This window comes from Providencia sp. PROV261 (genome assembly GCF_028477945.1).
Classification (GTDB): domain Bacteria; phylum Pseudomonadota; class Gammaproteobacteria; order Enterobacterales; family Enterobacteriaceae; genus Providencia; species Providencia stuartii.
On record NZ_JAMPMC010000014.1, the window covers coordinates 76,950 to 90,207 of the forward strand.

General features: G+C 43.0%; 14 protein-coding genes. 7 read left to right on the top strand and 7 right to left on the bottom strand.

What is annotated here, in order from left to right:
* Window positions 1-23 precede the first annotated feature (23 nt).
* Window positions 24-947 carry a transcriptional activator NhaR gene (nhaR, locus tag PR675_RS09985; protein ID WP_014656815.1) on the top strand — a complete coding sequence of 308 codons (924 nt, stop codon included), beginning with the start codon at window positions 24-26 and terminating at the stop codon, window positions 945-947.
* 52 nt (window positions 948-999) lie between these two features.
* On the opposite strand, the gene rpsT is transcribed toward nhaR, so the two are convergent.
* Window positions 1,000-1,260 (bottom strand): 30S ribosomal protein S20, encoded by a 261-nt coding sequence (gene rpsT, locus PR675_RS09990; RefSeq protein WP_014656814.1) that lies wholly within the window; start codon window positions 1,258-1,260, stop codon window positions 1,000-1,002.
* Between the two features lie 601 nt (window positions 1,261-1,861).
* Between rpsT and ribF the strand changes: the two genes are divergently transcribed.
* The 6 genes from ribF (at window position 1,862) to PR675_RS10020 (ending at window position 8,361) form a co-directional block, all read left to right on the top strand.
* Window positions 1,862-2,800, top strand: coding sequence for a bifunctional riboflavin kinase/FAD synthetase (gene ribF / locus PR675_RS09995; protein ID WP_004926774.1), 939 nt, complete (start codon window positions 1,862-1,864; stop codon window positions 2,798-2,800).
* 27 nt (window positions 2,801-2,827) lie between these two features.
* Window positions 2,828-5,638: an isoleucine--tRNA ligase gene (gene ileS, locus PR675_RS10000; protein WP_004926779.1), complete on the top strand. Its 2,811-nt coding sequence runs from the start codon at window positions 2,828-2,830 to the stop codon at window positions 5,636-5,638.
* Complete coding sequence (gene lspA, locus PR675_RS10005) at window positions 5,638-6,138, top strand: signal peptidase II (RefSeq protein ID WP_014656811.1); 501 nt, start codon at window positions 5,638-5,640, stop codon at window positions 6,136-6,138. The genes ileS and lspA overlap by 1 nt, the downstream gene beginning before the upstream one ends.
* A gap of 65 nt (window positions 6,139-6,203) precedes the next feature.
* Entirely contained in the window at window positions 6,204-6,674 is a 471-nt protein-coding gene (gene fkpB, locus PR675_RS10010; RefSeq protein ID WP_036941890.1) for an FKBP-type peptidyl-prolyl cis-trans isomerase, read from the top strand.
* A complete protein-coding gene (gene ispH / locus PR675_RS10015; protein ID WP_004926791.1) occupies window positions 6,655-7,608 on the top strand; it encodes a 4-hydroxy-3-methylbut-2-enyl diphosphate reductase in 954 nt (317 codons plus the stop codon). Before fkpB ends, ispH begins: the two co-directional genes overlap by 20 nt.
* A 93-nt stretch (window positions 7,609-7,701) precedes the next feature.
* Window positions 7,702-8,361, top strand: coding sequence for an HAD family hydrolase (locus PR675_RS10020; RefSeq protein ID WP_004926796.1), 660 nt, complete (start codon window positions 7,702-7,704; stop codon window positions 8,359-8,361).
* Between the two features lie 110 nt (window positions 8,362-8,471).
* On the opposite strand, the gene PR675_RS10025 is transcribed toward PR675_RS10020, so the two are convergent.
* The 6 genes from PR675_RS10025 to PR675_RS10050 all read right to left on the bottom strand — a co-directional run bounded on the left by PR675_RS10025 (window position 8,472) and on the right by PR675_RS10050 (window position 13,077).
* Entirely contained in the window at window positions 8,472-9,047 is a 576-nt protein-coding gene (locus PR675_RS10025; RefSeq protein WP_004926799.1) for a TerD family protein, read from the bottom strand.
* 72 nt (window positions 9,048-9,119) lie between these two features.
* On the bottom strand, window positions 9,120-9,698 hold the full coding sequence (gene terD, locus PR675_RS10030; protein ID WP_004926803.1) for a tellurium resistance membrane protein TerD: 579 nt from the start codon (window positions 9,696-9,698) through the stop codon (window positions 9,120-9,122).
* 48 nt (window positions 9,699-9,746) lie between these two features.
* A complete protein-coding gene (locus PR675_RS10035; protein WP_004926804.1) occupies window positions 9,747-10,790 on the bottom strand; it encodes a TerC/Alx family metal homeostasis membrane protein in 1,044 nt (347 codons plus the stop codon).
* A gap of 31 nt (window positions 10,791-10,821) precedes the next feature.
* Complete coding sequence (locus tag PR675_RS10040) at window positions 10,822-11,277, bottom strand: tellurite resistance TerB family protein (RefSeq protein WP_004926805.1); 456 nt, start codon at window positions 11,275-11,277, stop codon at window positions 10,822-10,824.
* A gap of 25 nt (window positions 11,278-11,302) precedes the next feature.
* A complete protein-coding gene (locus tag PR675_RS10045; RefSeq protein WP_004926807.1) occupies window positions 11,303-12,487 on the bottom strand; it encodes a TerD family protein in 1,185 nt (394 codons plus the stop codon).
* Window positions 12,484-13,077: a TerD family protein gene (locus PR675_RS10050; RefSeq protein WP_004926810.1), complete on the bottom strand. Its 594-nt coding sequence runs from the start codon at window positions 13,075-13,077 to the stop codon at window positions 12,484-12,486. The genes PR675_RS10045 and PR675_RS10050 overlap by 4 nt, the downstream gene beginning before the upstream one ends.
* Window positions 13,078-13,258 lie beyond the last annotated feature (181 nt).

The window sequence follows — 13,258 nt, forward strand, 5'->3', positions numbered from 1 at the left end:
TTGGCGGTACAGAAGGAATCGATATGCGGGTTTCACACCTTAATTTTAACCACCTTTATTATTTTTGGCATGTCTGTAAAGAAGGGTCTGTCGTTGGGGCGGCTGAAGCGTTGTATTTAACCCCTCAAACCATTACCGGGCAAATAAAAGCATTAGAAGAGCGGCTAGGCGGTAAATTATTTAAGCGCCAAGGGCGCGGTTTAGTTCCCTCAGAGCTTGGGCAACTCATTTTTCGCTACGCTGACAAAATGTTTATGTTAAGCCAAGAAATGCTTGATATTGTCAATTATAGCCGAGAATCAAATTTGTTGTTTGATGTCGGTGTTGCTGATGCCTTATCGAAACAGTTAGTAAGTCGAGTTTTAGAAACGGCAGTCGTTGAACATGAGCAGATCCATCTTCGCTGCTTTGAATCGACTCATGAAATGTTGCTTGAGCAACTGAGCCAACACAAACTTGATATGATTTTATCTGATTGCCCAGTCGATTCATCACAGCAAGAAGGCCTATTTTCTGTGAAGTTAGGCGAGTGCAGTGTGAGTTTCTTTTGCCGCGACCCTGCACCTAAAAAGCCATTCCCTGAATGTTTAGAAGAGCGTCGTTTGCTGATCCCAGGTCGCCGTTCAATGTTAGGACGCCACTTATTGACTTGGATCCGTAATAAGAATTTGCAAGTTGAAGTACTTGGTGAATTTGATGATGCTGCTTTAATGAAAGCCTTTGGTATGCATCACAATGCAATCTTTGTTGCTCCCTCATTATATGCCGCGGATATTTTGGGAGGGGAGGATGTTATCGAACTCGGTCGGCTAGATAGCGTTAAAGAAGAGTATTTTGTCATTTTTGCGGAACGCATGATCCAACATCCTGCGGTTCAGCGTGTCTGTAACAAAGATTTTTCCAATCTGTTCTCAGCGCCATTTGATAAGCTTGAGAAAAAAGTTTAACAGACAAAAAAACCGGCAGAAGCCGGTTTTTTTAGCTAATCAAGAAGCAAAATTACATAGCTTTGATTTGAGCTGCTAAGTTAGCTTTATGACGCGCTGCTTTGTTTTTGTGGATCAGGCCTTTAGTGGCGTGACGATCAACAATAGGTTGCATGTCATTGAATGCTTTCTGAGCCGCTTCTTTATCGCCAGCAGCGATAGCAAGGTAAACTTTCTTGATAAAAGTACGCACCATAGAACGACGGCTAGCGTTGTGCTGACGACGTTTCTCAGATTGTATAGCGCGTTTCTTAGCTGATTTGATATTAGCCAAGGTCCAACTCCCAAATGTATTCTATTGAGGACAATTCAAAGGTCGAGGAATATGCCCTTTCGCCCTTCATTTGTCAATGGATTTGTGCAAATAAACGTCGTGTACATCGACGTAAGTGCGTTTGTGAATGGTGCAAGATTCTACCAGCAAATGCTAGAGGAATACAGATCTTCACGCGAAAAAAAAGCGTATTTGATGGCACATAATAAAAAATTTTTTTACTGAAAAAATTTTTGAGTTGAAGATAATAGCAGTTAGTATAATTATCACGCAATAATTGTTTGTTTATTGGTCATTGAGAACAATGGCTTGCATAAGTCTGGACGAAAATCAGAAAAATTTACGATTTTTCGAGACCTCAGCGCAATTTTGTTGTATTGATAATCCATTGGTTATCCCTATATTTTGATCTTTATATTCAGCAACAGCTAAATTTTTTTCGTTAAAACCGCTTAATCGGGGTTTTATTCAGGCTAAAACTGGGCTGTAGCTTGTGTATTGATCAAAAAATAGCGATTGAATGAAACCTTTTACGAACTTGGGTTAACCTTAAGCGTCGTACAAGGTATAATCCAGCAATTTCCTCGGTATTGAGCCTGTTATGGAGCTAATTCGCGGTATACAAAATATCCGGGCGTGCCATCATGGTTGCGTGCTGACTATTGGTAATTTTGATGGTGTCCATCGTGGGCATCAGGTTTTACTTCAAAATTTGAAGCAAAAGGGTGAGCAGTTGGGGTTACCCTCTGTCGTGATGATTTTTGAACCACAACCCCTTGAGTTTTTTATTGGTGATAAAGCGCCTGCTCGTTTGACGCGTCTGCGAGACAAAGTGAAATACTTGGCAGACAGTGGGATTGATTACCTACTGTGTGTTGAGTTTAACCAACATTTTGCCTCTTTAACGCCAGATGAGTTTGTCGCTGAACTACTGGTAAAAAAATTGGGCGTAAAATACCTCGCCATAGGCGATGATTTTCGTTTTGGTAAGAATCGTATGGGCGATTTTGCTTTCCTACAGCAAGCAGGTAGCCAGTATGGGTTTCAAGTCGCGGATACAGAAAGTTTTTGTGATTCGGGGTTGCGTATCAGTAGCACTGCGATTCGCAAAGCAATACAAGATAACGATCTGGCATTAGCAGAAACGTTATTAGGCCACCCATATCGTATCAGTGGGCGTGTTGTGCATGGAAACCAACTTGGGCGTACCATCGGTTTTCCAACGGCAAACCTGCCATTAAAACGATTAGTCACACCTGTGACGGGTGTGTATGCTGTAGAAGTTTACGGTTTAGGGGATAAGCCCTTGCCTGGTGTAGCAAATATAGGTACTAGGCCAACAGTATCTGGTAAAGGGCAGCAATTAGAAGTCCATCTGATTGATGCCAATATGGATTTATACGGACGTCATATTGATGTCGTGTTGCGTAAGAAATTACGCGACGAACAGCGGTTTGCTTCATTAGACGCGCTTAAGGAGCAAATCGCTAAAGATGTGATTGCGGCTAGGGATTACTTAGCGGCAATAAATGTCAGATAATTTAGCGGAAAATGGAACTGAGAATCGATGAGTGACTATAAAAATACCCTGAATCTACCAGAAACAGGGTTTCCAATGCGTGGCGATCTCGCCAAACGCGAACCACAGATGTTAGAGCGCTGGTACAAAGAAGGTTTGTATCATGCTATCCGTAAAGCAAAATCGGGCAAAAAAACATTTATTCTGCACGATGGTCCTCCGTATGCTAACGGCAGTATTCATATTGGTCACTCAGTCAACAAAATTCTCAAAGACATTATTATTAAATCCAAAGGGTTGGCGGGCTTTGACTCCCCATACATCCCTGGTTGGGATTGCCATGGTTTACCTATTGAACATAAAGTTGAGCAAATAGTAGGCAAGCCAGGGGAGAAAGTTTCCGCCGCTGAATTCCGTGCACAATGCCGTCAATATGCTAAAGAGCAAATTGAAGGCCAAAAAGCTGACTTTATTCGCCTTGGTGTTTTGGGTGAGTGGGATAAGCCGTATCTGACGATGGACTTCAAAACAGAAGCAAACATTATCAGAGCATTGGCGAAAACTATCGCTAATGGTCACCTAGTGAAAGGGGCAAAACCAGTTCACTGGTGTACCGCTTGTGGGTCTTCACTTGCTGAAGCAGAAGTTGAATACTATGACAAAACGTCACCATCTATCTACGTTCGTTTCCCTGCCGTAGATAGCAACGCGGTGTACGAAAAATTTGGCGTAGTGGGTGATAAAACGCCAGCGCTAGTCATTTGGACCACAACGCCTTGGACGTTACCAGCTAACCGTGCTATCTCACTGAACCCTGAGTTTAAATACCAGTTGGTTGAAGCCAATGGCGAAGTCGTTATCCTTGCGGCTGATCTCGTTGAAGATGTCATGAAAACAGTGGGCATTGAGTCATGGAAAGTGCTGAGCGAATGTGAAGGCAGTGCCCTTGAATTATTGCGCTTCGAGCATCCATTTATGGGCTTTGATGTGCCTGCTATTTTAGGGGATCACGTTACTCTAGATGCCGGTACAGGGGCAGTGCATACCGCCCCAGGTCATGGTCCAGAAGACTATGTAGTCGGTCAAAAATATGGCCTAGAAACTGCAAACCCAGTAGGTCCAGATGGTTGCTTCCTTGCGAATACCTATCCAACCTTGGATGGTGTGTTCATCTTCAAAGCTAACGATGTCATCGTTGAGTTACTGAAAGAAAAAGGCGCATTGCTGTATAAGCAAGCTATTTCACATAGCTATCCATGCTGTTGGCGTCATAAAACCCCAGTCATTTTCCGTGCTACACCACAATGGTTTATTGGCATGGATAAGAATGGCTTGCGTGAGCAATCACTAAAAGAGATTGATATCGTTCAGTGGATCCCAGGTTGGGGTCGTGCACGTATCGAATCAATGGTTGAAAACCGCCCTGACTGGTGTATCTCGCGTCAACGTACGTGGGGAACACCAATGTCACTGTTTGTGCATAAAGAGACCGAAGAGTTACATCCTCGCACGTTGGAGTTGATGGAAGAAGTCGCTAAACGTGTTGAAGTTGATGGTATTCAAGCATGGTGGGATCTGGATGCTGCTGAGCTATTAGGTGATGAAGCTGAAATCTACCGTAAAGTGCCAGACACACTGGATGTATGGTTTGATTCAGGGTCGACACATTTTGCCGTTGTGGATGCACGTCCTGAGTATCACGGCAATTCAGCGGATATGTACCTTGAAGGTTCAGACCAACATCGTGGTTGGTTTATGTCTTCATTGATGCTCTCAACGGCAATGAAAGGCAAAGCACCTTATCGTCAAGTACTGACTCATGGCTTTACTGTCGATGGTCAAGGCCGCAAGATGTCTAAATCTTTAGGTAACACAATTAGCCCACAGGATGTGATGAACAAACTGGGTGCTGATATTTTACGTCTATGGGTGGCATCTACCGATTACACTGGTGAAATTGCGGTATCGGATGAGATCTTAAAACGTGCGGCAGACTCTTATCGCCGTATTCGTAACACTGCACGTTTCTTACTGGCTAACCTGAACGGCTTTAACCCTGAAACTGATATGGTTAAACCTGAAGAGATGGTGGTGTTAGATAGATGGGCAGTAGGGCGTGCACTTGAGGCTCAAAAAGAGATCACTAAAGCTTATGACGAATATGACTTCTTGTCAGTCATTCAGCGCCTTATGCATTTCTGCTCTATCGAAATGGGCTCATTCTATCTGGATATCATTAAAGATCGCCAGTATACCGCGAAGAGTGATAGCCTTGCTCGTCGTAGCTGCCAAACAGCGTTATTCCATATTGCGGAAGCCTTGGTTCGTTGGATTGCACCAATACTGTCGTTCACTGCGGATGAAATTTGGAACGAGCTGCCAGGTGAGCGTGCTAAGTTTGTATTAACCGAAGAGTGGTATGACGCATTATTTGGTTTGGCAGAAACAGAAAGCATGAATGATGATTTCTGGGCTGAGCTACTTGCTGTTCGTGGTGAAGTTAACAAAGTTCTTGAGCAAGCACGTGCAGATAAACATATCGGTGGCTCATTAGAGGCCTCTGTCACCTTGTATGCGGATAAAGCGCTTGCAGAGAAGCTCAATAGCTTAGCGGATGAGCTCCGTTTTGTGTTGTTGACCTCTCAAGTACGAGTTGCTGATATTGCTGAGGCACCAGCGAATGCACAACAATCAGAGCTAAGTGGCTTGAAAATTGGCTTTAGCAAGGCTGCTGGTGAAAAATGTCCTCGCTGCTGGCACTATGCTAATGATGTAGGTTCCGTTGCTGATCACCCTGAATTGTGTGGTCGCTGTGTCACTAACGTAGCCGGAAACGGTGAAATACGTAAGTTTGCATAATGAAGAGACCTATTTGTTCTACTGGGTTACGTTGGTTGTGGTTAACCGTTGTGCTGATTGCATTGGATTTAGGCATTAAACAGTTAGTCTTGAAAGAGATGAACCTGTATGAGCCACATCCAATCATGCCTTACCTCAACTTGATGTATGCACAAAACTTTGGTGCCGCATTTAGTTTTCTTGCTGATGAGGGAGGCTGGCAACGTTGGTTCTTTGCTGGCATCGCGGTGACGATATCTGTCATTTTAATGGTAATGATGTATCGCCAAAGCGCGCAAAAACGACTAAGCAATATCGCTTATGCGTTGATTATCAGTGGAGCAATTGGCAATCTGAGTGATCGTTTAATACATGGCTTTGTCATTGATTATATTGATTTTTATATAGGCAATTGGCATTACCCAACATTTAACCTTGCAGATGTTACGATTTGTATTGGTGCCGCTTTAGTGATCTTAGAAGGCTTCTTGCCTGACAAGGACAAAAAGAAAGCAAATTAACTGATATAATAACCCTCAGCCCGGTTCTGCCGGGCTGATTTTTATAATAGAAATAGGTTCGATTTATGTCTACTCAGGTACAACCACAAAGCGCGGTATTGTTGCATTTTACGTTGAAACTAGAAGATGGTTCGACAGCCGATTCTTCCCATAGTCAGGGTAAACCTGCGTTGTTTAGTTTAGGGGATGGTTCACTTTCACCTGAATTAGAAGCGCAATTAGTTGGGCTGAGTGTGGGTGAAAAGAAAAGTTTTTCATTACCGGGTGATACGGTCTTCGGTAAACATAATCCTGATTTAATTCAATACTTTTCTCTGCGTGATTTTACGGAAACAGGGATACCTGAGATTGGCACAATCATGCTTTTTACTGCAATGAATGGCAGTGAGATGCCTGGAGTAGTAAAATCAATAGAAGGTGAATCTGTGACGATTGATTTTAATCATCCGTTAGCAGAGCAACAAATCACTTTTGATATTGAAGTACTTGAGATTGACCCGCAATTGGAGAGTCAAAATGCAAATATTAATGGCTAACCCTCGTGGCTTTTGTGCAGGGGTAGACCGTGCGATCAGCATTGTAGAAAGAGCACTTGAGCTTTATGGTGCACCTATTTATGTACGCCATGAGGTTGTTCACAACCGTTATGTGGTAGATGATCTGCGTCAGCGCGGTGCTATTTTTATTGAAGAGATCTCTGAAGTACCCGATGGCTCGATCCTGATTTTTTCTGCTCATGGCGTCTCTCAAGCTATTCGTCAAGAAGCGCGCTCACGTGATCTGACGATGTTATTTGATGCGACTTGTCCATTGGTGACCAAAGTACATATGGAAGTGGCGCGTGCTAGCCGAAAAGGCAAAGAAGCTATTTTGATTGGTCACGCAGGCCATCCAGAAGTAGAAGGTACCATGGGGCAGTACAGTAACCCAGAAGGTGGAATGTACCTTGTTGAAAGCCCAGAAGATGTCTGGAAGCTGCAAGTAAAAGACGAAAATAATTTGTGCTTTATGACCCAAACAACGCTCTCGGTTGATGATACCTCTGACGTTATTGATGCATTAACTCAACGTTTCCCAAGCATTGTTGGCCCGCGTAAAGATGATATCTGCTATGCGACGACCAATCGTCAAGAAGCAGCGCGTGAACTTGCTGAGCGTGCAGATATTGTGTTGGTTGTGGGGTCTAAAAATTCGTCAAACTCGAATCGTTTGGCGGAATTGGCTTCCCGAATGAAAAAACCAGCTTATCTCATCGATGGTGCTGAAGACATTAAAACAGAGTGGCTAGTCGATAAAAAAATTATCGGTTTGACTGCGGGAGCCTCAGCGCCTGATATTTTAGTTCGCCAAGTGATCGATAAACTGAAAGAGTTTGGCGCCGATGAGGTTGTAGAGCTTCAAGGCCGCGAAGAAAATATTGTGTTTGAAGTGCCTAAAGAGTTACGTGTTGAGGTTAAGCAAATTAGCTAATGGCAAGGCGCCTAGTTATTTATTATAGAATACCTCTGATCTGCCTAATAGAGGCAGGTTGGAGGCAACGCAGCGTTTTTGGAGTTTTCATTCGTGCCCAACAATACCGCCCATGCCGTTAATGTACTTTCTGTTTTTGATTTCGATGGCACATTAACATATCGTGACAGCTTTATCCCATTTTTAAAATTCGCGTTCGGGAAATATCGTTTTTCCCGCAAAATTATTAGATTGGTTTTGCCTACTTTGCAATGTGCTAGGCGCAAGCTCACGCGTGACGAATTAAAAGAAGTGCTGATTAAGACCTTTCTCACGGGGGTTGACGAGAAGTGGCTAAAAGAGAAAGCCGAACAATTTTGTAAGATTTATTGGACGAAATTGATGCGCCCTGAAGGGGTGTTAGGTGTTGCCGCTGAAGTTGAAAGTGGTGCTGAAGTGACGATTTGTTCCGCCTCACCATCTCTGGTCCTTAAGCCGTTTGCAAAAAGGTTAGGCATCAAGTTGATCAGTACTGAACTTGAAGTGGTGAATGGTAAATTAACGGGGAATTTGGTTGGCCAAAACTGCCGCCGTGAACAGAAAGTAAAACGTTTAGAGCAGGTATACGGTGACTTGGGTCAATATCACCTACGCGCTTGGGGTGATACTCGTGGGGATTTTGAATTATTGCAAGCTGCGCAAGACGCACACTGGCGCCATTTCCATAAAAAGCACTACCGATATAAACATAAACAGGTGGTTAGTAGAGACTGATTTTATTATCAGTCTCTTGGGAAAATAAAGTCATCAAGAGAGAGATGAGAGCTTGATGACTGCCAGTAATCTTTATAGATGAGGGCAGTGCTCATCTTAGTTAAGGTGAATTAGATATTGACACCGTGTTGAGCTGCTAATGCACTCAAGCCACCCGCGAAGCCTTGGCCTACCGCTTTGAATTTCCACTCGTTACCATGGCGATATAGCTCACCAAAAATCATTGCTGTTTCAGTTGACGCGTCTTCAGATAGGTCAAAACGTGCAATTTCAGCATTGGTATCGTTGTTGTAAACACGCATAAAGCTGTTGCTTACCATGCCAAAGTTTTGTTTACGTGTTTCTGCATCATAAATCGTGACAGAGAAAACCAGTTTTTTCACTTCAGCAGGAACTTTAGTCAGGTCGATTTTGACTTGTTCGTCATCACCGTCGCCTTCCCCAGTACGGTTATCGCCTTGGTGTTCAACAGAACCACATGGGCTTACTTTGTTGTTGAAGAAGATAAAATTTGCATCAGAGAGAACTTTACCGTCTTCTCCAACCATAAATACAGAAGCATCTAAATCAAAATCTGCGCCGTCAGTAACACGAGCATCCCATCCCAGACCGACCATAGCAACATTCATTGTCGGTGCTTCTTTAGTCAGGGATACATTACCACCTTTAACGAGGGAAACTGCCATATAAAGCTCCTTTGCTGTTGAAAATTGGTAGCGTTTTTTCGCTACCAATACTTATCACTGATTTTACTGATATCAAGATGCATTGATGCCGTATTGAGCGCATACAGAGGCTAGGCCACCTGCATAGCCTTGACCGACGGCACGGAATTTCCACTCATTGCTATGACGGTATAATTCACCGAATAGCATTGCCGTTTCCGTTGACGCGTCTTCAGTCAGGTCATAACGAGCGACTTCAATTTGGTTGTCATCATTGACTAAACGGATAAATGCACCAGAAACTTGGCCGAAACTTTGGCGACGAGCTTGTGCATCATGAATAGTGACAACGAAGATGATTTTATCGATGTCTGCTGGGATCAGGTCTAATTTGATTTTCAGCGCTTCATCGTCACCATCGCCTTCACCAGTACGGTTATCACCGGTATGAGTTACTGAGCCGTCGGCAGATGCTAGGTTGTTATAGAAAATAAAGTCTGCATCACCACGTACTTTTCCGTTAGCGGCTAATAAAAACGCAGAAGCATCTAAGTCAAAGTCCTGACCGTCTGTTGAACGAGCATCCCAGCCAAGTCCAACTAGGACGTTTTTCATCGTTGGTGCTGCTTTGCTTAACGAAACATTGCCGCCTTTAGATAGAGAAACGCTCATTGTTATAACTCCTTGAAAATTTATGCAAAAATATGTTGTGAAAGAATGTTAGCTATGCTTTTCATCCTCAGATTTATCTTTTTCTGGAAAAAGTACGCTTGCGATAATGCCTAATGCAAGTACCCCAAGTACCACAAACAAGCTTGTGCTAGCAGAGATACTAAAGCCATGATGCCAAATATGATCTGTTGCATTCAAGCCAAGTTTAACGGCAATAAAGAACAGAAGAACGATGACGGCTTTTTCTAAGTAGACAAGATATTGCTTCAATGCTTCCAGAACGAAATAAAGCGTACGCAAACCTAATATTGCAAACATCATTGCGCTGTAAACAATCAGTGGCTCACGGCTTACCGCGATAATAGCGGGTACAGAGTCAAAAGCAAACATCACATCAGATAACTCAACGACAGCCACACATAACATAAGTGGGGTTGCGTAAAGTGCTGCTTTTTTACCGCGGCCGATTGTCACATCTTTGTTTTCAGGTTTGGCTAGCTCTGCATCAACTTCTTTTTGTGTTAATAAGAATGCGTGCCCCGTTATTTTAGGCCAAATTGGGAAGAAACGTTTGACTAAACGATAGGCTAAGTGCTGAGAATAATCCTCAATTTCATCACTGTCATCGCCGCTACGTAACATCATTACCGCTGTCCAAGCAACCACAAGGGCAAAGATGATTTCAACGTATGGTCCTAAGCTGAGAAGTCCTGTACCGATGGCGACGAAGATCCCACGGAAAATAATGGCACCGATAATCCCCCAGTATAGAACCCGGTGGCGAAAGCGATCCGGTACGGCAAACCAAGAGAAAATCGCCATCATGACAAACAAGTTGTCGACCGAGAGGACTTTTTCCAACGCATAACCTGTTACGAATAGGCTGGCAACTTCCGAGCCATGATGGATATATAGGAATCCAGCAAATGCCATAGCAATGGCAACCCAGAATATGGACCAGAAAATTGCATTTTTTAATGTGATCGGTTTATCAGCACGGTGCATAAATAAATCGATAAAAATAGCTCCGATTGCTAATACCACAAACACAATTACGGTTTCAGTCGGAAAGCCAATATGAGTGGATACCATAATAATTCCTAAACGGGGTCCTTAATTAAAATTACAGACCAAAGTCTGCTGGTGAAAAGCCTAATGCAGTTGCAATATCACGTACCGCGGCTTTCTCATCATTGTCAAAATCACCATCACTTTTGGCGACCGCAATACCAACGCGGATAGCTAACTGAGCGGCTTCAGGTTGATCTTTTAGTGCAAGGATGTATTTCATTGTTTCACCCTTGCCAATTTCTGAGTCGAAATCAAAGCTTGTAATGAGCTTATTAAAAAACTCAATCACTTCAGTGGTATCAAAAACTTTTAACTCATCAGAGGCTTTTAAGAAGCCAAGCATTTTCTGCTTCTCTTCAGAGCTAACGCCATCGCTGGCAATAGCAATACGAGCACAAACAGCCACTGTGCCTTGCATAAATTTTTTGTTTTTAAAACGACCGACTTGTTTGGTTAACTCTGCTCGGCCTGTATTCAACGCATCTTTAACTTTATTGAAAAAACTCATGGTATATCCCCTAATTTCCTTTTGATTATTTAGAACCGGCAGTCCAGCGAAACCCCCAGCCAAAGGCGTTATCCATATCTTTATGACCTTTAAAGAACTGGTTGATACGCTCAACTTTGATAGCGCCTTGCTCGTTCACGAGTCGCGCGATAGCGCACATGCCGCGACCATTATTTCCTTCGGTTAAACGTGTTTCAATTGGTGGTTGATCTGGTACATGAATAGTGACCACACCGTCCGTTTTATCCCAGCTTGGTACACCTTCGTAAATAAAGGCGTAAATCAGTATTTGCTTGATATTTTTCCACTCACGACCATTGATATATATCCATTCGCCACCTGAAACATCACCAGTGCGGTCATCCCCTTGTAACTCGACGAACGGTGGAGAATTAAAGAAGCCGAAAGTGTTTCCAAGCGCTTGGATAACCCCTTTTTCACGGTTCTGTAGCTCAACAAATGCACCTAAATCAAGGTCAATTCCTTTATTTCCACCACCAAATAAGCCACCTAAGAAGCCTGTTGACCCAGTATTACTACCACGGTGCCAATCAAGGTTGATCCTTATCTTCCCAAAATCGTCTTTTTTAACGAGGCTAATTGAAGGTTTTTCTTTAGTTAGAGACACTTTGCTCAGATTCACGGAAGCCGGAGCAGGGGGCGGTGTTGGTGTTGAGGCTGGTGCTGGAGTGGGTGTCGGCGCGGGTGTCGGTGTATCTTCAACATCAACACCAAAATGCTCAGCGAGAGGTTTTAGTCCACCATTAAACCCTTGAGCAATAAAGCGGAACTTCCAACTGTCATTACGGCGATAGAGTTCACCGAGAATTAATGCCGCTTCTTGGCGTCCATTAGTTTCCACCGTGCCGTTTAACAAAACTTCATTATTAGCATCAACTTGAATAGCAAGACGCTGCAAGCCAGCAATGGTTTGGTTGCCGTCACAAGTTGCTGTAAATGCAACTTTTTGCACACTAGGGTGTAAACGATTTAAATCGACGGTAAAGAGGCTATTGTTGCCTTCAGGACGAAAGCTAATGGTTTGATCATCATTCGTTGTTTGACCATAAAAAACCATATCCGCATCGTTTTTAACTTTACCTGTATCGTATAAACGGAAAGCCGAGGCATCAACAGCCATGCCAGATTGAATACGGATCGTCAGGGTTTGAGAAGGAACGGTAGCATTAGCACCTGGAGTCATATTCATGGGCGTACCACCACATTAACGATGTCAGATTGCATATCTTGAATAGTGCGACCTGTAGAAGGCGAACCGTGAGCGGTGAAATCCCACTGACCGTTATTACGACGCAAAGAAGCAATAATGATCCCTGTATGTGAGCCTTGTTCCGTTAATTTATAGTTTGCCAGCTCCTTTTTAGTAGCGTGATCAACAACGCGGCAAAATGCGTTTTCGACTTCATTGAAGGTTTGACCACGGAAGCTATTGACTGTGAATGCGAGGTATTCGGTATTGGCTGGCAGTTTATTGAGTTCTACAAAAATGGTTTCATCATCGCCATCACCTTCACCGGTAAGGTTATCGCCTGAATGAATGACAGAGTTGCAGCTTGATTTTAATTTGCGGAAAGAGACTACATCAATTTGCTTTCCTTGTGCATCAAGTAAAATGCAGCTAGCGTCCAAATCGATTGAATTACCGCCACCAAAAAGCCCACTTAAAAATCCTTTTTTCTTAACCTGAACCGGATCCCAGCCCAAACCAAACATCAGATGATTCAACGCAGGTGCTTGCTTGCTCAGGGAGATGGTTTGATTTTTGCTCAATGAAACCATAATAAAATTCCTTCAAAGTTACGATGAAATAGTGGTTTTTACATAACTAAAATCCAAAATATAAAGTTAATCATATCATGATGAAGTAGTTGGGCAACGCTATTTTTTTCAATATTATTTCTTTTTATTTTAACGTGTTGAATATAAATGATTAATTCATTTTTAGTATATTGATTAATGA